The 24,632-nt window shown below is 72.1% G+C and carries 24 protein-coding genes; 12 read left to right on the top strand and 12 right to left on the bottom strand.

Annotated elements, in window-relative coordinates; genetic code table 11:
• Positions 1 to 307 precede the first annotated feature (307 nt).
• On the bottom strand, positions 308 to 2,695 hold the full coding sequence (locus tag D9V36_RS33405; RefSeq protein ID WP_164993084.1) for an IPT/TIG domain-containing protein: 2,388 nt from the start codon (positions 2,693 to 2,695) through the stop codon (positions 308 to 310).
• Positions 2,696 to 3,188: 493 nt separating this feature from the next.
• Here D9V36_RS33405 and D9V36_RS33400 point away from each other — a divergent pair, with 493 nt between their 5' ends.
• On the top strand, positions 3,189 to 4,640 hold the full coding sequence (locus D9V36_RS33400) for a metallopeptidase TldD-related protein (protein ID WP_129297051.1): 1,452 nt from the start codon (positions 3,189 to 3,191) through the stop codon (positions 4,638 to 4,640).
• A 161-nt stretch (positions 4,641 to 4,801) separates the two neighbouring features.
• On the top strand, positions 4,802 to 6,205 hold the full coding sequence (gene tyrS, locus D9V36_RS33395) for a tyrosine--tRNA ligase (protein WP_129297050.1): 1,404 nt from the start codon (positions 4,802 to 4,804) through the stop codon (positions 6,203 to 6,205).
• A 154-nt stretch (positions 6,206 to 6,359) separates the two neighbouring features.
• On the opposite strand, the gene D9V36_RS33390 is transcribed toward tyrS, so the two are convergent.
• Positions 6,360 to 6,638, bottom strand: coding sequence for a GlsB/YeaQ/YmgE family stress response membrane protein (locus D9V36_RS33390; RefSeq protein WP_129297049.1), 279 nt, complete (start codon positions 6,636 to 6,638; stop codon positions 6,360 to 6,362).
• Between the two features lie 244 nt (positions 6,639 to 6,882).
• Between D9V36_RS33390 and D9V36_RS33385 the strand changes: the two genes are divergently transcribed.
• Positions 6,883 to 7,257: a DUF3099 domain-containing protein gene (locus tag D9V36_RS33385; RefSeq protein ID WP_129297048.1), complete on the top strand. Its 375-nt coding sequence runs from the start codon at positions 6,883 to 6,885 to the stop codon at positions 7,255 to 7,257.
• Between the two features lie 229 nt (positions 7,258 to 7,486).
• The gene (locus D9V36_RS33380; RefSeq protein WP_129297047.1) at positions 7,487 to 7,732 is read left to right on the top strand and encodes a hypothetical protein; all 246 of its coding nucleotides are present in this window, start codon (positions 7,487 to 7,489) and stop codon (positions 7,730 to 7,732) included.
• Between the two features lie 115 nt (positions 7,733 to 7,847).
• Here D9V36_RS33380 and moaA read toward each other — a convergent pair whose 3' ends face one another.
• The 3 genes from moaA to D9V36_RS33365 form a co-directional block, all read right to left on the bottom strand.
• The gene (gene moaA, locus D9V36_RS33375; RefSeq protein ID WP_129297046.1) at positions 7,848 to 8,837 is read right to left on the bottom strand and encodes a GTP 3',8-cyclase MoaA; all 990 of its coding nucleotides are present in this window, start codon (positions 8,835 to 8,837) and stop codon (positions 7,848 to 7,850) included.
• A 196-nt stretch (positions 8,838 to 9,033) separates the two neighbouring features.
• Positions 9,034 to 10,671 carry a solute symporter family protein gene (locus D9V36_RS33370; RefSeq protein ID WP_129297045.1) on the bottom strand — a complete coding sequence of 546 codons (1,638 nt, stop codon included), beginning with the start codon at positions 10,669 to 10,671 and terminating at the stop codon, positions 9,034 to 9,036.
• On the bottom strand, positions 10,668 to 11,012 hold the full coding sequence (locus D9V36_RS33365; RefSeq protein WP_129297044.1) for a DUF485 domain-containing protein: 345 nt from the start codon (positions 11,010 to 11,012) through the stop codon (positions 10,668 to 10,670). The genes D9V36_RS33370 and D9V36_RS33365 overlap by 4 nt, the downstream gene beginning before the upstream one ends.
• Before the next feature lie 218 nt (positions 11,013 to 11,230).
• Between D9V36_RS33365 and D9V36_RS33360 the strand changes: the two genes are divergently transcribed.
• Both D9V36_RS33360 and D9V36_RS33355 read left to right on the top strand, forming a co-directional pair.
• On the top strand, positions 11,231 to 11,428 hold the full coding sequence (locus tag D9V36_RS33360; protein ID WP_129297043.1) for a hypothetical protein: 198 nt from the start codon (positions 11,231 to 11,233) through the stop codon (positions 11,426 to 11,428).
• 205 nt (positions 11,429 to 11,633) lie between these two features.
• Entirely contained in the window at positions 11,634 to 13,148 is a 1,515-nt protein-coding gene (locus D9V36_RS33355; protein ID WP_129297042.1) for a S8 family serine peptidase, read from the top strand.
• 121 nt (positions 13,149 to 13,269) lie between these two features.
• Here the strand turns inward: D9V36_RS33355 and D9V36_RS33350 are convergent, their stop codons facing one another.
• The 3 genes from D9V36_RS33350 to D9V36_RS33340 are packed head-to-tail and all read right to left on the bottom strand — an operon-like array spanning position 13,270 to position 16,635.
• Positions 13,270 to 15,000: a TIGR03086 family metal-binding protein gene (locus D9V36_RS33350; RefSeq protein WP_241721133.1), complete on the bottom strand. Its 1,731-nt coding sequence runs from the start codon at positions 14,998 to 15,000 to the stop codon at positions 13,270 to 13,272.
• Between the two features lie 10 nt (positions 15,001 to 15,010).
• Positions 15,011 to 15,727 carry a lysoplasmalogenase gene (locus D9V36_RS33345; RefSeq protein ID WP_129297041.1) on the bottom strand — a complete coding sequence of 239 codons (717 nt, stop codon included), beginning with the start codon at positions 15,725 to 15,727 and terminating at the stop codon, positions 15,011 to 15,013.
• Positions 15,724 to 16,635, bottom strand: coding sequence for a sterol desaturase family protein (locus D9V36_RS33340; protein ID WP_129297040.1), 912 nt, complete (start codon positions 16,633 to 16,635; stop codon positions 15,724 to 15,726). The genes D9V36_RS33345 and D9V36_RS33340 overlap by 4 nt, the downstream gene beginning before the upstream one ends.
• Positions 16,636 to 16,767: 132 nt before the next feature.
• On the opposite strand from D9V36_RS33340, the gene D9V36_RS33335 reads away from it, so the two are divergent.
• From D9V36_RS33335 to D9V36_RS33310, 6 genes are all read left to right on the top strand, one after another.
• A complete protein-coding gene (locus D9V36_RS33335; protein WP_129297039.1) occupies positions 16,768 to 17,472 on the top strand; it encodes a peptidase E in 705 nt (234 codons plus the stop codon).
• A gap of 207 nt (positions 17,473 to 17,679) precedes the next feature.
• Positions 17,680 to 18,717: a DEDDh family exonuclease gene (locus tag D9V36_RS33330; protein WP_431357720.1), complete on the top strand. Its 1,038-nt coding sequence runs from the start codon at positions 17,680 to 17,682 to the stop codon at positions 18,715 to 18,717.
• A gap of 63 nt (positions 18,718 to 18,780) precedes the next feature.
• Positions 18,781 to 19,014 (top strand): hypothetical protein, encoded by a 234-nt coding sequence (locus D9V36_RS33325; protein ID WP_030087516.1) that lies wholly within the window; start codon positions 18,781 to 18,783, stop codon positions 19,012 to 19,014.
• Positions 19,015 to 19,197: 183 nt separating this feature from the next.
• Complete coding sequence (locus D9V36_RS33320; RefSeq protein WP_129297037.1) at positions 19,198 to 20,064, top strand: SURF1 family cytochrome oxidase biogenesis protein; 867 nt, start codon at positions 19,198 to 19,200, stop codon at positions 20,062 to 20,064.
• A 54-nt stretch (positions 20,065 to 20,118) separates the two neighbouring features.
• Positions 20,119 to 21,936, top strand: a complete 1,818-nt coding sequence (locus D9V36_RS33315) for a glycoside hydrolase family 15 protein (RefSeq protein ID WP_129297036.1) — start codon at positions 20,119 to 20,121, stop codon at positions 21,934 to 21,936.
• A gap of 4 nt (positions 21,937 to 21,940) precedes the next feature.
• On the top strand, positions 21,941 to 22,696 hold the full coding sequence (locus D9V36_RS33310) for an SDR family oxidoreductase (protein WP_129297035.1): 756 nt from the start codon (positions 21,941 to 21,943) through the stop codon (positions 22,694 to 22,696).
• Positions 22,697 to 22,732: 36 nt separating this feature from the next.
• On the opposite strand, the gene amaP is transcribed toward D9V36_RS33310, so the two are convergent.
• Genes amaP through D9V36_RS33290 form a run of 4 tightly spaced genes read right to left on the bottom strand, consistent with a single transcriptional unit; the run spans position 22,733 to position 24,604 of the window.
• Positions 22,733 to 23,338, bottom strand: a complete 606-nt coding sequence (gene amaP, locus D9V36_RS33305) for an alkaline shock response membrane anchor protein AmaP (protein ID WP_129297034.1) — start codon at positions 23,336 to 23,338, stop codon at positions 22,733 to 22,735.
• A gap of 7 nt (positions 23,339 to 23,345) precedes the next feature.
• A complete protein-coding gene (locus tag D9V36_RS33300; protein ID WP_129297033.1) occupies positions 23,346 to 24,011 on the bottom strand; it encodes a DUF6286 domain-containing protein in 666 nt (221 codons plus the stop codon).
• Positions 24,008 to 24,400 (bottom strand): hypothetical protein, encoded by a 393-nt coding sequence (locus D9V36_RS33295; protein WP_206739764.1) that lies wholly within the window; start codon positions 24,398 to 24,400, stop codon positions 24,008 to 24,010. Before D9V36_RS33295 ends, D9V36_RS33300 begins: the two co-directional genes overlap by 4 nt.
• A gap of 6 nt (positions 24,401 to 24,406) precedes the next feature.
• Complete coding sequence (locus D9V36_RS33290; RefSeq protein ID WP_129297032.1) at positions 24,407 to 24,604, bottom strand: hypothetical protein; 198 nt, start codon at positions 24,602 to 24,604, stop codon at positions 24,407 to 24,409.
• Between the last annotated feature and the right edge of the window lie 28 nt (positions 24,605 to 24,632).

Genomic DNA, 24,632 nt, shown 5'->3' with positions numbered 1-24,632 from the left:
CCGAGCACCCGCCCTTGCGCGTCAAGCTCCCTGACCTGGAAGTACGGGCCCCGGCTCGCTGTCGTGAGCGCCGGCTCGAACCCCGTCCGGGGGGCGTGGGCGACGATCACGGACGCGGAACGGGGGTCCGGAGGAACCCGTAGGACGGGGCTGGGCCGCCGCCCCTCGTCGAGGGGCGGCGGCCCGGGAGCACGGAGTGCATGCTCGTGTCGCCGTGCCGAGTGGAGCAGGTTCCGATGGCTGTCCGCTGTCGGCTGTCGGCTGTCGGCTGTCGGCTGTCGGCTGTCGGCTGTCGGCTGTCGGACCGTCACAAGGTGATGACGGCTCCGTGGGCGGTGGCGGGCTGGTGGTTGGAGTTGCCCGCGTAGGTGGCGGTGTAGCCGCCGTTGAGGATGATCAGCGGCAGTGCCAGGACGGCCGGGCAGGTCGCCACTCCCTGCGCGTTGGTGACGACGGTGCACAGCGTGGTGCTGCCGGTGGTGAAGGTGATGGGCTGTCCGGCGAGGGGCGCTCCGGTGTCGAGGTCGGTCAGCGTCGCGGTCAGGATCCCGGCGTAGGGGTGGGGCGGGAAGACCTGGACGATCGCGGGGGTGGCGGTCAGTTGGGTGCGGTCGCGGGTGTAGGTGAAGGGGATGCTCGCGCTGCCTCCGGGGGTGGTGACGGTGACCGTGACGGTGCCGGCCGCGTGCGGGGGCAGGGTCGCGGTGATCTCGTTGTCGGAGACGACGGTGAAGGGCACCGGGGTGCCGTTGACGGTGACGCTGGTCGCGCCGGTCAGGCCGGTACCGCTGATGGACACCTGGGTGCTTGCGCCGGCCGGGCCGCTGCTGGGGAAGATGGCGGTGACGGTCGGCGCCGGTGTGACGTAGGTGTAGTTGGTGCCGCTGACGGCCGTTCCGCCCGGGGTGGTGACGGAGACCGGGCCGCTCCCGGGTGCGTGCGGTGCGGTGACGGCGACGATGGTCGTGTCGTTGAGCACCTGGAAGCTCGCGGCGGGGGCCCCGGCGATGCTGACCGCGGTGGCGCCGGTGAACCCGGTTCCGGTGATGGTGACCTGGGTGCCGCCCGCGGTGCTGCCGGAGGCGGGGCTGAAGCCACTGATCGTCGGGGCCGGGGTGACGTAGGTGTAGGTCACCGGTCCGTTGGCGGTGCCGCCGGGGGTGGTGACGGAGACCAGGCCGGTACCGGGTGCGTGCGGCGCGGTGATCGCGGAGATGTGGGTGTCGTCGACCACCTGGAAGCTGGTGACCGGGGTTCCGGCGATGCTCACGGCGGTCGCGCCGGTGAAGTTGGTGCCGGTGATGAGGACCAGCGTGCCGCCGGAGGTGGTGCCCGAGCTCGGGCTGATGCTGGTGATCGTGGGCGGGGGCGGGACGAAGGTGAAACTGCCGCCCGTTCCGGTGCCCAGGGGCACGGTCACGCTGGCCTGGACGGTTCCGGCGGCGTGCGCGGGCGTGGTGGCCGTGATGGTGTTGTCGTCGACCACGATGAAGCTGGCGACGGGGGTGGAGTTGAGCGTGACGGAGGTCGCGCCGGTGAAGCCGCTGCCGGAGATCGTGATCGGATCGCCCCCGAGCGTGGATCCGGAACCCGGGGTGATGCTGGTGACGATCGGCCGGATCTGCAGGACGCTGACGTTGTTGCTGCCGTTGTTGGTGACGTAGAGGAAGTTGCCGTCCGGGGTCACCGCGGCCCGGGAGGGCTGGGTGCCCACGGCCAGGGTGGTGAGGATCGTGTTGGTACTGGTGTCGATCACGCTGACGTTGTTGGCGCCGAAGTTCACCACGAACACCAAGGTGCCGTCCGGGTTCACCGCCGCACCGGCCGGGGTGGCGAAGCCGTTGATGGTGGTGACGACGCTCGGGGGGCCGGTGGTGGTGTCGATGACACTGACCGTGTTGGAGCCGTTGTTCGCCACGTAGGCGAAGTTGCCGTCGGGGGTGAACACCACGCCGATCGGGGTGCTGCCGACGCCGACGGTGGCGGTCACCAGGTTCGTCGCGGTGTCGATGACACTGACCGAGCCGCTGCCGGAGTTGGTGACGTAGACGGTCAGGCCGTCGGGGCTCACCGCCACGCCGTTCGGCGTGCTGCCGACGGTGATGGTGGCGATCGACAGGTTGGTGCTGGTGTCGATGACGCTGACCGTGCCGCTGCCGTGATTGGCCACGTAGGCGAAGGCCCCGTCCGGGGTGATGTCGATCTCGAACGGGTTGGAGCCGACGGTGATGGGGGAACCCACGACGAGGTTGGTGCTGGTGTCGATGACGCTGACGGTGTTGCTGCTGCCGTTGGTGACGTAGACGAAGTTGCCGTCCGGGGTGATCGCCACGTCGATCGGCCCGTTCAGGCCCGTGACGGTGGCGGTCACCAGATTCGTGGCGGTGTCGATGACGCTGACCGTGTTGCCGCCGTTGTCCGCCACGTAGGCGAACGCCCCGTCCGGCGTGATCTCCACGCCGATCGGCCCGGTCCCCACGGGTACCAGGGCATTGGCGAGCAGCGTCGCCACGCCCGGCGACGCCGCCGTGACCGGCCGGCCCGGGAACGGGAGGGCTCCGCATCCCTGCGAGAGCATCGAGGCGACAGCCGACGCGAGGGTCGCCTGCGCCTCCTTGCTCATCTGCGTCGCCTCACCGCCGGCCGCAAGGGAGGCGAGCGACTGCGCGAGTGTCCGATTTCCTGCGATTTCCATGACAGCCTCTTCTGTCAGGGGCCGCCGGCCACCCGGACCGCCATGTTCGCCATGGCTCAGCGGGTGGTGAAATCTCCTCATCCGGGGCGCGCATACGGAGCCGGACCGGGAAGTCATGCTTGTTCCACGGCACGGCCGTCCACCCCCGGTGAGGGATGGACGGCCCGCCGGATTACCACTCCCAGCAGTAAGGCACCGCCGGCACACCGCGTCCAGGCATCGGACCGCAGATGACCCGAATGGCCGGGCGCACGAAACGTCACCGGACCCTCGACGGCCCGCCCCCCACGCGCCGGCGGACGTCTGCCTTCAGGCGGCTCCCCGTGCCCGGTTCCGCCGGGTCGCCCAAGTGGCCTGGGGACGCCCCTCGGGCACGGTGCGCCCTTGGCAGAGCGCGCCATGGCCGGGTAGACCGCTCGATAAGCTCTGTTGCCAGTCGAGACCCTGGCATCACCCCACCCGAGCAGTCCGCTTTCCACCAGGAGGCCGGTCGATGAGCACGCGTACCCCGCGCAGGAACAGGCCGCACGAGATCGTCGAGCGGGCCCTGGAGCTCTCGCGCGCCGACGGCTGTGTGGTCATCGCCGATGAGCACTCCGGCGCCAATCTGCGCTGGGCGGGCAATGCGCTCACCACCAACGGCGTGACCCGTGGGCGCACCCTGACGGTCGTGGCGACCGTGGACGGCGGCCGGGGCACGGCGTCCGGTGTCGTCTCGCGTTCCGCGGTGACCGCGGATGACGTGGAGCCGCTGGTGCGGGCCGCCGAGGCGGCCGCCAGGGACGCCGGGCCCGCCGAGGACGCCCAGCCGCTGGTCGGCGGCGGGAAGGTGTCCCCCGACTTCACCGAGGCGCCCGCCGAGACCTCCTCGGAGGTGTTCGCGGATTTCGCCCCGGCGTTGGGCGAGTCCTTCCGGCAGGCCCGCGCGGGCGGCCGGGAGCTGTACGGCTTCGCCCGGCACGAGGTCGTCTCGTCGTATCTGGGCACCTCGACCGGGCTGCGGCTGCGGCACGACCAGCCCACCGGAACGCTGGAGCTGAACGCCAAGTCCGCGGGTACCGGCGCGGCCGGACCCCGCTCGGCCTGGGCCGGCCGGGCCACCCGGGACTTCACCGACGTCGATCCGCGGGAGCTGGACGGTGAGCTGGCGCGGCGGCTGGGCCGGTCCGAGCGGCGGATCGAGCTGCCCGCCGGGCGGTACGACACCCTGCTCCCGCCGACCGCCGTCGCCGACCTGCTCGTCTACCAGCTGTGGTCCTCCGGGGCCCGGGACGCCGTCGAGGGCCGTACGGTCTTCTCCCGGCCGGCCGACGGCGGCGCGGCGGACCGGCCGGGGGCGGGCACCCGGCTGGGCGAACGGCTCAGCGAGCTGCCGCTGACGCTGCGCAGCGACCCGCGGGCGCCCGGTCTGGAGTGCGCACCGTTCGTGCTGGCGCACTCCTCCGGCGACGACGCGTCGGTCTTCGACAACGGGCTGCCGCTGACGGCCACCGAGTGGCTTCGCGAGGGCGTGCTGCACCGGCTGCCGACCACCCGGCACAGCGCGGGGCTGACCGGCCTTCCGGTGGCGCCGGGCATCGACAACCTCCTTCTGGAGGGCGGTGGTTCGCGCTCCCTGGAGGAGATGGTGGCCGCCGCCGGGCACGACGGCCCGGCGCTGCTGCTGACCTGCCTGTGGTACATCCGCGAGGTCGACCCGGCGACACTGCTGCTGACCGGGCTGACCCGGGACGGGGTCTACCTGGTGGAGCGGGGCGAGGTGGTCGGCGAGGTGAACAACTTCCGGTTCAACGAGTCGCCGGTGGACCTGCTGTCCCGGGCGGTGGAGGCGGGCCGTACGGAGCGGACCCTGCCGCGGGAGTGGGGCGACTACTTCACCCGGGCCGCGATGCCGGCGCTGCGCATCCCGGACTTCCATATGAGCTCGGTCAGCCGCGGGGTGTGAGGCCGCGGGCGTCCGCCCGGCGGGTGGTGGCGGGCCGGCGGGCGGGGCGGGCCGGTGACCGGGCAGGCCGGTGGCGGGCGGACGGCGCGGGTGCGTCCTGCGGGGCTAATAGACTGTCCGCTTGTCCACCCGTTCGGGAACCACGATCGATCAGGAACGCCATGACACGCCTCGGCGAATCCGTCGCCCGCGCCACCACCCTGCTCTCCGCCGACCTCTCCTCGGACGCCACGGTCCGGGAGCTGCTGCAGGAGACGGGCGCGCGGCGCTATCTCGACCTGACGGACCTGCCCGCCAAGGAGCAGGCCGAGCTGATCGCGGCCCGTACGGTCGAGGTCCTGCCGGGTGTGGAGAAGCTGGCCGAGCGGATCGAGGAGCGCCGGGCGGCCGGCCAGGGCCTGCACATCAAGCTGGGCATCGACCCTACGGCCACCGATGTCCACCTGGGGCATGCGGTGCCGCTGATCGTCCTGAGCCGGTTCCAGCGGCTGGGCCATGACGTCACCCTGATCATCGGTGACTTCACGGCCAAGATCGGCGACCCGTCGGGCCGTACGGCCGAGCGCCCGCCGCTGACCGACGAGGACATCGCGCACAACCTCGCCACGTACCGCGAACAGGTGCGGCCCTTCTTCGACTTCGAGAAGGTCAGCTTCCGGCAGAACAGCGAGTGGCTGGCGCCGTACACCTTCCCGGAACTGCTCACGCTGCTCGCCCAGGTGCCGGCCTCCCAGCTGCTGCAGCGCGAGGACTTCCGCAACCGGCTTGCGGCCGGCTCCGGTCTGACCATGACGGAGCTGCTGTACCCCATCGCGCAGGGCCTGGACTCGGTGGCGCTGGAGTGCGATGTGGAGCTGGGCGGCTCGGACCAGCTGCTCAATCTGCAGATGGGCCGCAAGCTGATGGAGCTGCGCGGGCAGCGGCCGCAGCTGGTGGTGACCATGCCGCTGATCGAGGGCACGGACGGCACCGGCGCCAAGATGTCCAAGTCCAAGGGCAATTACGTCGGGCTGAGCGCCCCCGCCGACGATGTCTTCGGCAAGATCATGTCGGTGCCCGACCGGCTGATGGAGCCGTACCTGAAGGCCTGGACGGAGTGGACGGACGCGGAGATCGCGCTCGTCCTGGGCCGGGTCACGGACCGCTCGCTGCACCCGATGGACCTCAAGAAGGTCCTGGCGGGAGAGGTCGTGGCGGCGCTGTACGGCATGGAGGCGGCGATGGCGGCGCGGGCCGGTTTCGTGGCGCAGTTCTCCAAGAAGTCGTTCTCCGATGTGGACTCGCTCCCGGTCGTCGATGTCACCGCGCACGGCGCGGAGACGGTGGCGACGGTGCTGACCAAGATCCTGGAGTTCACGCCCAGCGCCTCGGCGGCGCGGCGGCTGGCCAAGCAGAATGCGCTGCGGCTGGTCGTGGAGGGCGAGGACGGGCAGCAGACCGTGACGCTCGCGGAGGCCGATTCGGTCCGGCCGCTGGGTGAGGTGCTGGCCGAGAAGCTGGCCGACACGGCCGGGGTCGCGTACCTCAAGGCCGGACGGAAGCTGGCCCAGCTCGACGGCCGCTGAGACGGCGGATGACACGGGCGGCCGGTGCGCAGGGATGCGCTCCGGCCGCCCGTGTCGTACGACTCCCGGCCGTGCCGGGCCCGCAGGTCCGGAACGGCCGGGGAGATCTGGCCTACGGGACACGGCCGGGGAGATCTGGCCTACGGGACAGCCCTCAGGCGGCGTGTTTCTTGCGGTCCCGCATGGAGACCCAGAGACGGTCGCCGACGGCGACGACGACGATCGCGCCGGCCAGTTGCAGCAGGTGCCGGATCCAGTCGATGCCCCGGGTCTCGTTGACCCCGATGCCGGTCGCCACCCAGTTGCCGAGGACGCTGCCCAGCATGCCGAAGATCACGGTCAGCCACAGCGGGATCTGCTGCTTCCCCGGGATGATGGCCTTCGCGATCAGGCCGAGCACCAGGCCCACGATGATGGCCCACAACCACGTCATGTCGACTCCTCCCGCGGCACGGTGCAGATGGACACTCGCCCCGTAAGTGTCGCCCGGCACCGGCTACGGCGCACGCCGGGAACCATCGTGCGCACCGGGGTGGGAGGGACACCCCCGGTGGCGATGGCAGACCCGCCGGAACGGGTCGTGCCCCGGTCTCGAAGGCGGCACGGCCGCGGCGTACCGTGGAAACCGACCGGATACCGGGGAGAATCCGGCACGACTGAGCAGGCGGTGGAACGTGATGCGGAAGCAGAGCAGCGGCCAGGCCTTCCGGATCACCGGGGCACGGCAGGGCCTGTCCGAGGATGTGCGCGGACGGCAGCGGCGGTATGTGATCTCGATGGCGGTGCGGACGGTGTCCGTCGTGCTCACCGTCGTGCTGTGGAACATCGAACGGCCGGTCGCCATCGCGACGCTGGTGCTCGGTCTGGCGCTGCCCTATATCGCGGTGGTGATCGCCAACGCGGGCCGGGAGAACGTCCCTTCGCTCCCGAAGACCTTTGTCGCGGGCCCGACCCGGCCGATGCTGACGCCGGGAGCCGACGACGCTCCGGCGGAATCCGTACCGGAGCGTCCGGCGGCGGGCTCCTCCGCCGCACCGCACGACCACGGCTGATCATCACCCGGTCTGCAAAGCTCAAGAAAAGCTCAGATCAATCATGGAGTTCCGGTGCACCGGGCACCCTCCCCCGTGACATACTGCGTACGCGCTCCGCATCCCCCGTCGGAGCGACGGACCGACGCCGGGCGGCTCCCCCCGTGGCTGCCCGGCGTCGTCATGTCCGCCGGCCCGCGGGGCGCGGTGGCCGGGCCCGGGGCCGTGAGCAGCACGTAGGGTTGAGGCCGTGAACTCCCCTAACCTCCAGGGCCCCGCCGGGGACACCGTCATCTGTTCCGCGAAGGGCTGCCGCGCCGCCGCCGTATGGGTGCTGGCCTGGAACAACCCGAAGCTGCACACCCCGGACCGGCGCAAGACCTGGCTGGCCTGCGAGGAGCACCGGGAGCATCTGTCGCAGTTCCTCGGCGTGCGCGGTTTCCTCAAGGATGTCGTGACGCTGGAGGAGTGGGAGGCTTCGGCCGCCGGTCACTGAGGCCGGTCGCTGAGGCCGGTCACCGGCGACGGCCGCCGGTTCGGACCGCTGACACCGGTCACTGAACCGGACCGCTGGCACCGGTCACTGCATCGGACCGCTGACACCGGCCGGCTCAGCCGCCGATCGAGGACATCGGACGCTCCGGCTGCAGGAACGAGGGGTCGTCCAGGCCGGAGCCCGCCTTCTTGCCCCACATCGCGCGCTGCCATATGCGGGCGATCTCGTCATCCGGGGCACCGGAGCGCAGGGCGGTGCGCAGATCGGTCTCCTCGGTGGCGAACAGGCAGGTACGGATCTGGCCGTCGGCCGTCAGCCGGGTGCGGTCGCAGGCCCGGCAGAACGGGCGGGTGACGGAGGCGATCACACCGACGCGGTGCGGCCCGCCGTCGACGATCCAGCGTTCGGCGGGCGCTGAGCCCCGCTCGTCCTCGCCCTCGGGGGTGAGCGTGAAGCGGGTGCGCAGCGAGTCGAGGATGTCGCCCGCGGTGATCATGCCGTCGCGCTTCCAGCCGTGCTGGGCGTCCAGCGGCATCTGCTCGATGAAGCGGAGCTCGTAGTCATGGGCGATGGCCCAGGCCAGCAGGTCGGGGGCCTCGTCGTCGTTGAGCCCCGGCATCAGGACGGTGTTGACCTTGACCGGGGTCAGACCGGCCGCGCGGGCCGCTTCCAGACCGCGCAGGACATCGTCGTGCCGCTTGCGTCGGGTCAGGGCCTGGAAGACGTCCGGCCGCAGGGTGTCGAGGGAGACGTTGACGCGGTCCAGGCCGGCGTCGCGGAGTGCGGCGGCGGTGCGCTGCAAGCCGATGCCGTTGGTGGTCAGCGACATCCGGGGGCGCGGGGCGAGGGCGGCGACCCGCTCGACGATGCCGGGCAGGCCGGGGCGGAGCAGCGGTTCACCGCCGGTGAAGCGGACCTCTTCGATGCCCAGGTCCCGCACGGCGATGCCGATCAGCCGGACGATTTCGTCGTCGGTGAGCAGGTCGGGCTTGGCCAGCCACTGCAGGCCCTCTTCCGGCATGCAGTACGTGCACCGCAGATTGCACCGGTCGGTGAGTGAAACGCGCAGGTCGGTGGCCACACGACCGTAGGTGTCGATGAGCACTGGGCCCCCTCCCCAAGAGTGTTGGCTCGGTACCTCTCCTCCGGTGGATCAGTACGCCTTCGAGCCTACGCGATGGGTGTGACAGCGAGCAGGGAGGAGAAGCACGAGGTGAGCGGGGTGGAGTCGTAGAGATCTACGATGCCACCCCGCCCGGGCCCTGTAGGGACGGCTCAGCCGGGCCGCCGGCCGCGCCGCCTCAGTGTGCTCCGGTCCCGGTCAGCGAGCGGACCTCCAGTTCGGCGTACTTCTTCATGTCCGGTTCCTCCTTGGACAGCAGGGATCCGAGCCAGCCGAGCAGGAAGCCCAGCGGGATGGAGATCAGGCCCGGGTTCTCCAGGGGGAAGACGGCGAAGTCGGCGCCGGGGAACATCGAGGTCTCCTTGCCGGAGACGACCGGGGAGAAGAGGACCAGGAGGACGGAGGAGACCAGGCCTCCGTAGATGGACCACAGGGCGCCGTGGGTGGTGAAGCGTTTCCAGAACAGGCTGTACAAGAGGGTCGGGAGGTTGGCGGAGGCGGCGACCGCGAAGGCGAGCGCCACCAGACCCGCGACGTTCAGGCCGCGGGCGAAGACACCCAGGACGATGGCGACGGCCCCGATGCCGACGGTCGCCCAGCGGGCCGCGCCGACCTCTTCCTTCTCGGTGGCCTTCCCCTTGCGCAGGACATTGACGTACAGGTCGTGCGCGAAGGACGAGGACGAGGCGAGGGTGAGGCCGGCGACCACCGCGAGGATGGTGGCGAAGGCGACGGCGGAGATGACGGCGAGCAGGATCGCGCCCCCGGTGGAGCCCGCGCCGCCGCCGATCTCCTGGGCGAGCAGCGGGGCCGCGGTGTTGCCCGCCTTGTTGGACGCGGTGATCGTCCCTGGCTTGATCAGGGCCGCGGCGCCGAAGCCGAGGGCGATGGTCATCAGGTAGAAGACGCCGATGATGCCGATCGCCCAGTTCACGGACTTCCGGGCAGCCTTGGCGGTGGGGACGGTGTAGAAGCGGATGAGGATGTGCGGCAGGCCCGCGGTGCCCAGGACGAGGGCGAGGCCCAGCGAGATGAAGTCGATCTTCGAGGTGGCGGTGGCGCCGTACTTGAGGCCGGGCTCCAGGAAGGCGGAGCCCTTGCCGCTGTTCTGGGCGGCGGCGCCCAGCAGCTCGGAGAGGTTGAAGTGGAATTTGAGCGCCACCAGGAAGGTGATCAGCAGGGTACCGGCGATCAGCAGGACCGCCTTGACCATCTGGACCCAGGTCGTTCCCTTCATCCCGCCGATGGTGACGTAGAGGATCATCACGATGCCGACGAGGACGACGACCAGGATCTTGCCCGCCTCGCTGGTGATGCCCAGGAGCAGGGTGACCAGGGCTCCCGCGCCCGCCATCTGGGCGAGCAGGTAGAAGATCGAGACCACGATGGTGGAGGCGCCGGCGGCGGTGCGGACCGGGCGCTGGCGCATCCGGTAGGCGAGGACGTCACCCATGGTGAAGCGGCCGGAGTTGCGCAGCGGTTCGGCGACCAGGAGGAGCGCGACGAGCCAGGCGACGAGGAAGCCGACGGAGTAGAGGAAGCCGTCGTAGCCGAAGAGGGCGATGGCGCCGGCGATGCCCAGGAAGGACGCGGCGGACATGTAGTCGCCGGAGATGGCCAGGCCGTTCTGGAAGCCGCTGAACTGCCGGCCGCCGGCGTAGAAGTCCTCCGCACCCTTCGTCTGCCGGCCGGCCCGGACGGTGAGGCCGAGGGTGGCGGCGACGAAGACCGCGAAGAGGGTGACGATCAGGGTGCGGTGCTCGCCCGCGCCGCCGGCCGCGAGGTCGAGCGCGAGGGGACGGTGCAGAGGGCTCATGCGTCACCTTCCAGTCGGGACTTGATGGCCTCGGCCCTGGGGTCGAGCCGGTTGGCGGCGTGCCGGGAGTACCACCAGGCGATGAGGAAGGTCGTGGCGAACTGGGCGATGCCGAGGACGAAGGCCACATTGATACGGCCGAGGACCTTGGTGCCCATGAAGCCGCCGGCGTAGCTCGACAGCAGGACGTACCCGAGGTACCAGAGGATGAAGGCGACGGTCAGCGGAAAGGCGAACGAGCGGTGTGCGCGGCGGAGTTCATCGAATTCCGCACTCGACTGCACCTGGATGTAGTCGGGCGGCTCATGCGTCCCCGGGTCGAGGGTCGGTGCGGCGCTCACGGAATCTCCTGACGCGAAGGGGCGGGTCCGGGCCGGTCCGGCGGAGCGGCCCGGGAGGAGCCCGGCCGACGGTAAAGCTCACGTAAGTGATCTGGATCACGCATCGTAGAGGCGCATCAGACGATACGACAGGGGTCCGTTGGTTGAATCCCAGAAGAAACCGGGGGAATGCCCGTACCGGACCGCCACCGCGCGCGGGGCGCTTCGTTGAGCCCGGTGTGAATCCGCCGCCACAGCAGGCCCCGCAGCCCCCCGTTCCCCACCGGCGCCCCTACGGCAGCATCCGACTGCCGGCGCCGCTCCCCCTCGCCCCGTCACCACCGCGGCCGGGGGCGGCCGCCGGCGCGCGCCGCTGGTACGGACCGCGGATCGCCCTGCCCCCGCTGAGCATCACCGCCCTGCGGCGCGACGGCTGACCGGGCCTGACGGCGTCCGGACGGCGTCCGGACGGTCGAAATCGGCTGACGCCCTATCAATTTCACACTCCTGGCGGGTTTTCTCCCCGTTTTTTCTCCGAAGTCCATTGCTGCACAGGAGTGGTCGCCGATAGCTTCACTTCTCATTGCAACCGCCCGTACGCAACCCGCGCACGGGCGGTCTCACGGATGATGTGGAGTATCCATGGCACATCCCCGATCCAGACGCATGCGGGCGCTGGCCGTACCGCTCGGACTGGCTCTGACCGCGTCCCTCGGTTTCCTCCCGAACGTGGCCACCGCCGCGTCCCAGGACTCCGCCCCGGCCGCAGCGGCCCAGGCCGACGGCCCGCTGCTGTCGTACGTCGTGAACACCACGCCCGGCCGTGCCGTGGTCGGCAAGGTGGAGAAGGCGATAGCCAAGGCCGGCGGGAAGGTGGTCATCGCCCATGAACAGATAGGCGTGATCGTCGTCCACTCGGCCAACCCCCAGTTCGCCACCACCCTGCGCACGGTGCCCGGTGTGCAGTCGGCGGGCGCGACCCGCACCGCGCCGCTGAAGGCGCAGGGCACCACCGACATCGGCAAGCCGCAGAAGATCGACCTGCCGAAGTCCCAGCTGGCGGCGGCCGGCAAGGCGGCGAAGGCGAACGGCGAGGAGCCGCTCGAACCGCTGCAGTGGGACCTGCCCGCCATCAAGGCCGACCAGGCCGCGAAGGTGAACCCGGGCAGCAGGAACGTCACCGTCGGCATCATCGACACCGGGGTGGACGACACCCACCCCGATCTGAAGGCCAACTTCTCCGCGAAGCAGTCCGCCAACTGCGTGGGCGGCGTGGCCGACACCTCCAAGGGTGCCTGGCGGCCCTGGAACCCGGACGAGGACTACCACGGAACCCATGTCGCGGGCACGATCGCCGCGGCCCGTAACGGCATCGGCGTGGCGGGGGTCGCCCCGGGCGTGAAGATCGCCGCCCTCAAGGTCAGCGAGCCGGAGACCAGCCTCTTCTACGCCGAGAGCGTGGTGTGCGCCTTCGTCTTCGCCGCCGACCACGGCATCGCGGTCACCAATAACAGCTACTACGTCGACCCGTGGATGTTCAACTGCAAGGACGACGCCGACCAGGCCGCCATCATCGACGCGGTCGGCCGTGCGGCGAGCTACGCCCAGCGCAAGGGGACGATCAACATCGCCGCGGCGGGCAACTCCGGCCTCGACCTGGCGGCGCCCCAGCTCCCCGACGCCTCCAGCCCGAACGACTCCACCCCGGTCCAGCGGACCGTCAACCCGAAGACCTGCTGGGACGTTCCCACCCAGCTGCCGGGCACGGTGACGGTCGCGGCGGCGGGCGTCAACAAGCTCAAGTCGTACTACTCGAACTACGGCCTCGGCCAGATCGATGTGGCCGCACCGGGCGGCGACTCGCGGCAGGTGCCCGAGCTGCCCGCCAAGAACGGCAACATCCTCTCCACCATGCCGGGCGGTGACTGGGCCTACCTGGCCGGTACGTCCATGGCGACCCCGCACGTCGCGGGCGTCGCGGCGCTGATCAAGAGCGCCCACCCGAAGGCCGGCCCGCAGGAGATCCAGTGGCTCCTCAAGGAGCAGGCGGACAACCCCGGCTGCCCCACGGGTGACGCGACCTGCACCGGCACCAAGCATGTCAACAGCCACTTCGGTTACGGCATCGTGGATGCGCTGGACGCGGTGAAGAAGTAACTCCCAGATTTTTGGCGGGTAGTTGCGGGGGGGAAGGGCCGGGTGGTGCGCCACCCGGCCCTTTGCCTTGCGGGGGTGAGGGCGGGCCCCGGGACGGGCGGGCCGCGGGCGGACGGGCCGGTCAGGCCGGGGCGCGGCCGGGGGCAACCTGGTCGTGGCCGGGGAGGGCCGGGTCGCGGCCGAGGAAGGCCGCCAGCCGGTCCGTGGCGTTCGCGCCGGGCGGGGCGGGGCGTTCGGGGGCGAACGAGCCGCCCTCGGTGCGCGGCGCGGCGCCGTAGATCCGGCGGGCCGCCGCCAGGGTCTCCTCGGCCACCGCGGGTGCCAGAACGGTCGGTGCGCCCGTCGCCCGGGCCAGGTCCCAGCCGTGGGCGAGGAGTTCGACCACCACCTGCTGGACGAGCATCGCGCCGGGCGCCTCGTAGGGACCGAAGGTGCGCCGGAGCATCCCGCTGTGGGTGAAGGCGGCGAGGGCGGCACGCGCCGAGTCCTCGAAGGCGGCGCGGTGATCGTCGCCGAGGTGGTCGGCGGTGTGGTCGGTGCGCGGGGCGTCCTCGGCGATCGAGGCGGCCATCAGGTTCTCCCACACCATGTGGTCGAGCAACTGCCGTACGCGCCACCCCGCGCACGGTGTCGGCAGATCCAGGTCCTTCGGCCGTACGGCGGCGACCAGCGCGGACACGTCCCGGATCACCTGCTCGTAGGCGTGCATCACCCGGTCCGGACCGGTGCCGTCGAACGCGGACCGGTCCAGTTCGTACGGCCGGGGGTGGGCGCGCAGTGCGGCCGCGGTCCAGGTGCCCGCGAGGTCCCAGCGGGGCGGGGCGGGCCGGCCGGTGACGGTGCACAGCAGCTGCCAGTAGCGCTCGACGGCCGGCTCGGCGGCGGTCTTCAGTTGCTCCAGCAGCCGGCCGCGGGCCTGCGGACCGTCACCGTCGGGCGGGTCTGCGGTGCCGGCCTGGGTGGGGAGCCAGGCGGCGATCAGCTCGGCGAGGAAGGGCTCCGCGGCCGGGGAGTCGGGGGCGATGCCGGCCGTGACGGCCTCCTCTCCGCGCAGCCGCATCAGCTCCGCGACGCGCACCGCGGCCTGTTGCTGCGCGGCTTGTTCCAGTGCGACTCGTTCCTGCGCGGCCTGCTCCTGCTCGGCTTGTTCCGGTGCGGCCGGGGTCGTCTCCCCCGCGGTGTGGGCCCCGCTCGCGGCACGCGGCTCACTCGCGGCCGGCCCGGTGCGCGCGCTGTACTCGGCCAGCCGGCGCAGCGCCGCCCGTAGTTCCGGCCCCCGGACCAGGGCGGTCAGTGCGGTCCAGGCGTCGATCTGCTCGGGGGTGGGGTCGTCGGGGAGATCGGGGACGGCGGCCAGCAGACCGCGGCGGTAGGCGGGGGCGTGCACACCGTCGAGGGCGTCCTCGACGAAGTCCGTGATGATGCGGCGGCGTTCTTGGTCCGACAGGCGGGCCAGTTCGGTCATGGTCGGCAGCTCCTCTGCTGCGCTCCCCCGCGTGGCCACCGAGCGCAGCACGGCGCGCTGCAGTTGCAGAGTCCGGATCTGTGCGTCCAGGGCGTCCGCGCACTGCGCGGCCGTCTCGGCGACGGTGCACTCGCGGTGCAGCACGGAGCGGATCGCCGCCAGCCCGATGCCCAGGTCGCGCAGGCTGCGCACGATCTCCAGGCGGGCCGGGGCGTCCGCGCCGTACAGCCGGTAGCCCGCGGGGGTGCGGGCGGCGGGCGGCAACAGGTCCTGGTCCGACCAATTCCGGATGGTCTTGACCGGAATGCCGGTCAGGCGCGCCAGTGCGCCGATGGTGAGCAGGCCCGTGCCGTCCTCGTACATGCCGTCCACTGTCGGGTCTCCCACGGGGGGAGACTCAAGCGGCGGTGCCGCCGGCCACCTCGGCCCGCGCCGCACCGGCCTCCGGTGCGGGCCGGGGAGCGGTGCCGGCCGCCCGCAGCACACCGCCGGCCAGCGCGTACTGGGCCGCGAGATAGGTGAACATGATGCAGAACTGCGGGGCGGGCAGCTGCGGCCAGTGGGCGATGCCGCTCGCGATCAGCGTGTCGGAGAGGAGGAAGAGCAGTCCGCCGACGGCGGCCAGGGACCCCGCCCGGAGCCCGCTGAACGCCATCGCGGTGAGCAGCAGGCTGTAGCCGGCGACCGGGATCCGCAGGTCGGCCGGGAGGTCCGGCCACAGGAGCACCACCGTGCCGGTGAGCAGCACGGCGTACGCAGCGGCCGCGGCGACCGTCCGCCCCCGCCGTCCGGCCTCCGCCGCCGCCCCGTGCCGGGCGAACAGCAGCAGATAGCAGACGTGTCCGGCGGCGAACGAGCCCATCCCCACCAGGAAGGCGACGTCCCCGCCGATCTGGAGGAAGGTGTCCCCGCCGCAGCCGCACAGCAGCGCACCGGCGAGCAGCAGGGGACCGCCGCGCGCCAGCACATAGGCGGCGAGCACCGGCATCAGGGCGGGCTTGGTGAGCTGCCCGACGGCCGTAACACCGCCGAGCAGCGCCCCCAGGTGCACGACGGCCAGTGCGGCGAAGACCCACAGCAGGGGCCGGACGACCCGTGGCCACCGTTCCCTCATGCGGCCGGCTCCCCGACGGAGGGGCGCGCCTCGGACTCCGAACGGCCGGCCGTCGGGGGCTGCGCCGCGGCGGCCCGTCCGGCCGGCTGCCAGCCCGGTCCGCGGAACACCCGTCCGGCGCGCTCGCGCCAGCTGTCCGCGGCCCGTAGGTCGCGCGCGATGGCGGCGTACTCATGGGTGGCCACCCGCAGCGGGTTGAAGGTCTTGATGTTTTTGGTGAGTCCGTAGACCGGCCGCTCGGTTTCGGCCACGAACGAGCCGAACATACGGTCCCAGATGATCAGGATCCCGCCGAAGTTACGGTCCAGGTAGCCGCCCTGCGAGGCGTGGTGGACCCGGTGGTGGGAGGGGGTGTTGAGCACGAACTCGAAGGGCCGGGGCAGTTTGCCGATCCGCTCGGTGTGCACCCAGAACTGGTAGACGAGGTTGGCGCCGGAGGTGAAGGCGATCACGGCCGGATGGACGCCGAGCGCGATCATCGGGACGTAGAAGGGCCAGACGGTCCAGGTCGTCCAGGGCTGGCGCAGGGCGGTGCTGAGGTTGAACTTCTCGCTGGAGTGGTGCACCACGTGGCAGGCCCACAGGACGCGGATGACGTGGTGGCCGCGGTGCGACCAGTAGTAGAAGAAGTCCTGGGCGAGCTGCATCAGGGGCAGCGTCCACCACAGCACGGGGATCCGCAGCGGGGTGAGCTCGTAGACGGCGGCGTAGATCGCCACGATGGGGATCTTCCACAGCGCGTCGAAGACCAGGCTGCCCAGGCCCATGCCGACGCTGGTGGCGGCGTCCTTGGCCTCGTAGCCGGCCGCCTCCTCGTCGGGATGGAGGCGGTAGCTCACCATCTCGATCACGGCGAGCAGGACGAAGGCCGGTATGGACCACAACAGGACATCGGGCAGGTGCGGCATGTCCCGCACCATAAAGGCGTGGACGGCGGTGCCGCTAGGGGTTGTTACTGAGAAGTATGTAAGACGTGCCGTCAGCTGCGCCGCGACGGCGGCCCGGCGGCAGGTCCCCGCGACGACCGGAATCGAGGTCCCATGACCCGCACACCCACGATCGCCCTGCTCGGCGGCGGCTTCTCCGACGACCCCGACACCCTGCTGGACGACTTCGTACTGGAGAGGGCCGGGCGGCCCCGGCCGAAGGTCTGCTTCCTGCCGACCGCGAGCGGCGACGCACCCGGGTACATCGAGAGGTTCCACGCGGCGTTCGCCGGGCGCGGGTGCGAAACGGGCCATCTGGAGCTGTTCCGGCGCACCGTGACCGATCTGCGGTCCTTCGTCCTCGCCCAGGACATCGTCTACGTCGGCGGCGGCAACACCGCCAACATGCTTGCCGTCTGGCGGGTGCACGGCCTGGACGCGATCCTGCGCGAGGCGTACGCGGCGGGGGTGCTGCTGTGCGGCATCAGCGCCGGGGCCTGCTGCTGGTTCGAGAGCGCGTTCTCCGACTCCTTCGGCCCGCCCGTGCCACTGGCCGACGGGCTGGGGCTGCTGCCGGGCAGCCTGTGCCCGCACTACGACGGCGAACCGGAGCGCAGGCCCGGCTATCTCGCGGCGGTCAACGACGGTGCGCTGCCCGGAGGTTGGGCGGTCGACGACGGCGCCGCCGGGGTGTTCGCCGACGGCCGCCTCGTGGAGGTCGTCACCCGCAGACCGGGCGCCACGCTCCACCGGGTGAGCGTCGGCGGGGACGGCTCGGTGGCGGAGGTGGCGCAGCCGGCGCGGCAGCTGGGGACGTAAGGGGCGTAACGGGTGCCTCCCCTCCCGCACCGGTGACCGGCTTCCGGCTCACCGTCAACTTCGCTGCCGGCCACGGAAAGAGAGCTGCCACCGGCCTCCCCGCCGCCCGCCGCGGCACCAGCCCCGCGGCACCTGGGCGTGCGGCTGCCCCCGCGCGCCCCACGCCGGTTCGGTGCCTGTCGGTGGTGGCCCGTATCCTCAATGACCATGCTCGAAGACCGCATGGCAGCAGCCGACCCGATCGCGCCGAAGATCGGGCAGCAGCCGGGCCCGCAGACGCCGCCGGCTCCCTGGCCGTCCGCGTATCCCCAGGGGTACGCGGTGGTCGACGTCGAGACCACGGGCCTGGCCCGCGACGACCGGATCATCTCCGCCGCGGTGTACCAACTCGACGCGCAGGGCGAGGTCCAGGACCACTGGTACACCCTCGTCAACCCGCAGCGGGACCCGGGGCCGGTCTGGATCCACGGTCTGACCAGCGCCGTGCTGGCCGATGCCCCGCTCTTCCCGGAGATCGTCCCAGAACTGTCCCGGCGCCTGGCGGACCGGGTACTGGTCGCGCACAACGCGATGTTCGACTGGTCGATGATCGCCCGCGAGTACGCCCGCGCCGAGGCCACGGCACCGGTCCGGCAGCGGCTGTGCACCATCGCCCTGTCCAAGGAGCTGCGGCTCCCGCTGCCCAATCACAAGCTGGAATCCCTCGCGGCGCACTACGGCGTGGTGCAGGAGCGGGCCCACCACGCGCTGGACGACGCCCGGGTGCTGGCCGAGTCGTTCCGTCCCGGTTTGCGGAAGGCCGCACAGGAGAACCTGCGGCTGCCCCTGATGAACTGCCAGCCGCTGACGGAGTGGTCGGACACCCCCGCGCCCCGGCAGCATGCCACGGCGTCGGCCTACCGCCCCACGACCTGGCGGCCCTCCCGTAAGCGCCCGGCGTGCCCGTACCCCAACCCGGGGCGCTACGAGGCGGGTGGCCGGCTCGTCCAGGGGATGCGGGTCGCCTTCTCCGGCGACACCTCCGTGGACCGTGAGCTGCTGGAGGACCGGGCCGTCGAGGCCGGGCTCCATGTCGCCACGAGCCTGTCCCGGCTGACCAGCCTGCTGGTGACCAACGACCCCGACGCCCGGACCTCCAAGACGGCCAAGGCCGCCTCGTACGGCACGGTCGTGGTCGACGAGGCGGCCTTCATGCAGCTGCTGCAGGATGTCGAGCCGGCGGCATCGGCGCCTGCGTCCGGGTGAAGCCCGGCCAACACACCCGCCGGCACCTCGCCCCGCGGGGGCGCCGCCCGCACCCTGTGGCGCATGGCACGTTGTGAGGTATGCGGAAATGAATACGGCATGACATTCGAGGTGCATGCGCAGGGCGCGGTGCATGTCTTCGACTGTTTCGCCTGCGCCATCCACCGCATGGCGCCGATCTGTGAGCACTGCCGGTGCCAGATCATCGGCCAGGGCGTGGAAGCCGACGGGCAGTGGTACTGCGGTGCGCACTGTGCCCGGTCGGACGGGAGGGTGGGCATCGTCGACCGGGTCTGAGACCCCTTGGTCCTGCCTGATGCCACCCGGTCCTGCCTGATGCCACCCGGGCCCGATGCCACCGGGGCCGGTCCGAACGGCCCGCCCGGACCGGTCCGGGCGGCGCCTTCCCCGGCCCCTCCCCAGGCCGCTACCGGGGACCCCCGGCTCGGGCGCGGTGAAGGCCCGGGTACCGTCGAAGCCGTGTACCGCTTCCTGTTGTCCCGGCAGTGGGTGATCCTCACCCTCGTGGGTCTCGTGCTGATCCCCGTCATGATCAAGCTGGGCTTCTGGCAGCTCCACCGCCATGAGCACAAGGTGGCGCAGAACCAGCTGATCGCGAGCAGCCTGGCCGCCAGGCCGGTCCCGGTCACCGAGCTGACCGCGCCCGGCCGCAACCTGCCCCACCACGACATGTGGCGCACGGTCACCGCCACCGGCACCTTCGACACGGCGCACGAGGTCGTGGTCCGTCAGCGCACCGCGGCCGACGAGCAGAGCATCGGCTACTACGTCCTGACCCCGCTGGTCCTCGGCGACGGCCGGGCCGTGCTGGTCAACCGCGGCTGGATCTCGGCGGGCAACGACCTCACCAAGTTCCCTGACGTCCCGGCCACCCCCCGGGGCAAGGTCACCGTGACCGGCCGGATGATGGCCGACGAGACCACCGCGGTCAGCGGCATCAAGGACACCAAGGGCCTGCCCGCCCGCCAGATCATGCTGATCAACAGCAAGGAGCAGGCGAAGCGGGTCGGCCGGCCGCTGCTCGGCGGCTATATCGAGCAGACCGGTCCCAAGCCGCCCGGCGGCAAGCCGGAGCTGGTCCCCGAGCCGGACCACGACTCCATCGGGCCGCACATGGCGTATGCGGTCCAGTGGTGGCTGTTCGCGGCGGCGGTGCCGGTCGGCTGGGTGATCCTGGTCCGCCGGGAGCACCGCGACCGGGTGGAGGCCGCCGCCAAGGAGAAGGAGGCAGCCGGGGCCGGACCGGACCCGGAGGCTCCTGAGGATGCTGAGACTCCCGAGGCTCCGGAGTCCGACGAGACGGCGCCGGTGCCGGCCAGGTCGTAGCCCGTACAGCCGCCACGGCGCGTGGCGCCCGCGCCGTGCGGGAAAAGCCGTTGAGTGCACCCACATATCGAGGACTATGCGCTCATCGGCGATCTGCAGACCGCCGCCCTCGTCGGCCGCGACGGCTCCATCGACTGGCTGTGCCTGCCCCGCTTCGACTCCGGGGCCTGCTTCGCCGCGCTCCTGGGCCACAAGGACAACGGCCACTGGCGGCTGTCCCCCCGCTCCTCCGAGGCCCGCGCGGTGCGCTCCTACCGCGGTGACTCGCTGATCCTCGACACGGTGTGGGAGACCCCCACCGGCAGCGTCCGGGTCATCGACTTCATGCCGCAGCGCGACCGCCAGCCCGATGTCGTACGGATCGTCGAGGGCCTGAGCGGCAGCGTCGAGATGCGAGGGGTGCTGCGGCTGCGGTTCGACTACGGCCGGGCGGTGCCCTGGGTGCGGGCCACCGAGGGCTGCCGGGTCGCGGTCGCCGGGCCGGACTCGGTGTGGCTGCGCACCCCCGAGCGGAGCACCACCTACGGCAAGGACTTCAGCACCCGCTCGGACTTCACCGTCGCCGCGGGCGAACGCGCCGCGTTCGTGCTGACCTGGCACCCCTCGCACGAGCCCCGGCCGGTCCGGATCGACCCGTTCGAGGCGCTTCAGGACACCCTGGACGACTGGCACGCCTGGGCCGGGCGCTGCCGTTACCAGGGCCCCTACCGCGAGGCCGTGATGCGCTCGCTGATCACCCTCAAGGCGCTCACCTACGCGCCCACCGGCGGCATCGTCGCGGCCCCCACCACCTCGCTGCCCGAGGAGCTGGGCGGGGTGCGCAACTGGGACTACCGCTACTGCTGGCTGCGCGACGCCAGCCTCACCCTGAACTCGCTGCTCTCGGCGGGATACCTGGAGGAGGCCGGTGCCTGGCGGGACTGGCTGCTGCGCGCGGTGGCCGGCGCCCCCGACGATCTGCAGATCATGTACGGGCTGGCGGGTGAGCGGCGGCTGCCGGAGACCGAGCTGCCGTGGCTGTCCGGATACGCCGACTCCGCGCCCGTCCGCATCGGCAACGCCGCCGTCGAACAGCGTCAGCTCGACGTCTACGGCGAAGTGCTCGACTCCTTCCACATCGCGCGCACGGCCGGGCTGCCGTCGGAGCCGCACGCCTGGAGCATCCAGCGCGCGCTGGTCGACTATCTGGAGTCCGCCTGGCGCGACCCCGACGAGGGGCTGTGGGAGATCCGCGGGCCGCGCCGGCACTTCGTGCACTCCAAGGTCATGGCCTGGGTGGCGGCCGACCGGGTGGTGCGGGCGCTGGAGGCCGATCCGAAGCTGGGCGGGGACGTGGGCCGTTGGCGGGCGATGCGCGACGAGGTGCACCGAGAGGTGTGCGAGAAGGGCTATGACGCCGAACGCGGCACCTTCACCCAGTTCTACGGGTCGGCGGAACTGGACGCGGCGACCCTGCTGATCCCCCGGGTCGGCTTCCTGCCGGGGGACGACCCGCGGGTCGCCGGCACCATCGACACGGTCCGCCGGGAGCTGAGCGTCCCCCATTGCCCTGACCGCACGGGAGGTGCCCCCCTCGGTCTGGTCCGCCGCTACAGCACCGAGGGCGGCTCGGTCGACGGGCTGCCCGGCGACGAGGGCACCTTCCTGGCCTGCTCGTTCTGGCTCGTCGACGCGCTGCGGATGAATGGACGGCGGCACGAGGCCCGGGAGATGTTCGAGCGGCTGCTGGACCTGCGCAACGATGTGGGGCTGCTCTCCGAGGAGTACGACCCGGCGGCCGGCCGCCAGCTGGGCAACTATCCGCAGGCGTTCAGCCATATCGGGCTGGTGGGGACCGCCTTCGGGCTCCAGGACGGGGCAGGGGCAGACTAGGGCCATGGATCTTGGACTCACCGACCGGACGTACCTCGTCACCGGGGCGACCCGCGGCCTCGGCTTCGCCACCGCCCGTGAGCTGGTCGCCGACGGCGCCAACGTCGTGCTCACCGGACGCACCGAGGAGAGCGCGGCGGCGGCCGCGGCCTCGCTCGGCGAACGGGCCCTGGGGGTGGCGGCCGACAACGCCGACCCGGAGGGGCCGGGCCGCCTGGTGGCCGCGGCCCGGGAACGCTTCGGCCGCCTGGACGGCGTGCTGATCAGCGTGGGCGGCCCGCCGCCCGGCGGCGCCCTCGACAACACCGACGACCAGTGGCAGCAGGCCTTCGAATCGGTCTTCCTCGGCGCGGTACGGCTGGCCCGCACGGCCGCCGCCGAACTGGCGGAGGGCGGTGTGATCGGCTTTGTGCTGTCCGGCTCGGTGCATGAGCCGATCCCCGGGCTGACCGTCTCCAACGGGCTCCGCCCCGGCCTCGCCGGCTTCGCCAAGTCGCTCTCGGTGGAGCTCGGGCCGCGCGGCATCCGGGTCCTCGGCGTCCTGCCCGGCCGGATCGCCACCGACCGGATGACCCAGCTCGACGCGCTCTCCGGCGACCCGGAGGGCAGCCGCGCCCGTAACTGCGCGGCGATCCCGCTGGGCCGCTACGGGACACCGGAGGAGTTCGGCAAGGCCGCGGCGTTCCTGCTGTCGCCGGCCGCGTCGTATGTCACCGGGGTGATGGTGCCGGTGGACGGCGGGGCCCGGCACGGCTTCTGACGGGGAGTGCCCTGGCCCTCACCGACCCGCCCATCCCTAACTCACCCGCTCGGGCCGGTGCTTGACCGCACGCAGCCGGACGTCCCCCGGCAGCCGGTCGAGCCCGGCCGAGCGGCGGGCATGAGACACCGCCTCGTCCGACAGACGGCGGACCACGGTGCCCGGGTCGGCGTGCGGGGCGAGGGACAGCAGGGCCCGGATCCGCGGTGCGCTCCGGCGGCCGGTCAGCAGCACCCCGGCCCGGTCGACGCCTTCCAGCGACTCGGATTCGGCCGCGAGGACGCCCTCCAGCGCCCGGCCGCGCAGGGTGGCGCCCTCGCCGTCGCCGCTGTCGACGAGGATGTCGTTCAGCCGGTGCCGCCGCAGCTGGGACAGCAGCCACCACAGCATCAGCAGCACGACGACGGCCAGGGCGGCGATCACGGCGGGCCAGAACCAGCCCTGGCCACTGAAGCGGGTGCGCTGCCGCCCGGGGAGCAGCACGTCGCCGGGGCTTGACCAGGGCCAGTGGGCGGGCAGGCGCAGCCGCCACCTCGCGGGCAGGTCCAGGCCGCCGAACAGCACCAGGCCACCGGTGCCCAGCAGCACCACACCGGTCACGCCGAGCAGTACCCGGTTGATCGCTCTGCCGACCCTGCGCATCGCTGCCTCATCCCTTCTTCGGGCGCCGGACGTGCACGGTCAGGCCGAGCCGGTGCGCCAGCCCCAGCTGCCGCAGGCCCTCGCCCAGCGCGACGTCGAGATCGGCGCGGACCTCGTCCAGCCCGCGGAAGTGCGAGACGGCGTGCGCCTTCGCCTTGCGGCGGCCGACCTTCATCCGTACGGACTGGACGCCGGCCACCTCCATGGCACGGTCGCGCAGCACCAGCGCGGCGGCCGCCCGGTCCAGCCCGGCTCGCAGGTCCGGCGCCGCCGGCCGCATCGGCAGCACCTGGCGCAGTCCGGGGGTGAGCGCCAGCGCGATCAGCCAGATGCCGAGCACCACCGCGAGCGCGGCGGCGGCCAGCACCCAGGGGTTGTCGAGGTGACGGGTGGCCAGTTCGCGGGCGAGCCACCGGCGCCAGGCCATCGCGGGGTGGTGGGCGCGCACCGCGACCACGTCGTAGAGCAGCAGTCCGGCGGCGGCCAGCAGCACCAGCGCGACCACCGCGGCCGGCACCCGGCGGGCCGACCAGAAGCGCCCGGTGCGGCCGTCGCCGCCCTTGTCCGCCGCGGCCGCGTCCGGAGCGGACTCGCTCCGCTCATCCGCTGAGCCGGGCGTCTTGTCGAGAGTGGGCATCCGCCGGGTGTCCGGCTGCTCCGCGTCGTCGCTCATCGCACCCTCCCGCGGCCCGTGCGCTCCTCCAGCGGGGAGTGCAGCCGCTCGACCTCCACGGCGACCTCGGGCACGTCCATGCTCACCAACGCCTTGACCCGCTCGGTGACATGACGGCGCACCACCCGGCACTGGGCGCCGATGTCGGAGGGGTAGCCCAGCTCCACGGCGATCCGCACCCGCGCCTCGCCGAAGTGCCGCCGGTCATCGCGCCGGTGCACGGTCACCGTCGCGTGCGCCTGTGTGCGGGCCTGCGGGGACTGCCGGCGCAGCGCCTCCCTGGCCGCCTGCGCGGCGATCTTCGCCACCACCCGGTCCGCGATGCTGGTCGCGCCCCGCTCGCCCGCCGCCACGCCGGCGGCAGCGGCGGCCGGGGACACCGTCGCCACCCGGCCTCACCGCCGTCGTTCGTCGCGGTCGCCGCGGCGCGGACGGAAGAAATCGCCGGCCTCCAGATCCCCTTCCAGGAATCTGCCGACCACGAAGCCGACGGCGCCCAGCGCCGCCACCAGAACAAAGGCGCCGAAGCCGCCGAAGTATCCGGCGAAGCCCAGCGCCATACCGGCCAAGAGGCCGACCACGGCCATACTCATCGTGCGCTCCTTCGCTACCCCTCCGGAC

The organism is Streptomyces lydicus (assembly GCF_004125265.1).
In the GTDB taxonomy this organism is placed as follows: domain Bacteria; phylum Actinomycetota; class Actinomycetes; order Streptomycetales; family Streptomycetaceae; genus Streptomyces; species Streptomyces lydicus_C.
The sequence above is the reverse complement of the archived record's forward strand: the minus strand, read 5'-3'. Positions and strand labels throughout refer to the sequence as shown.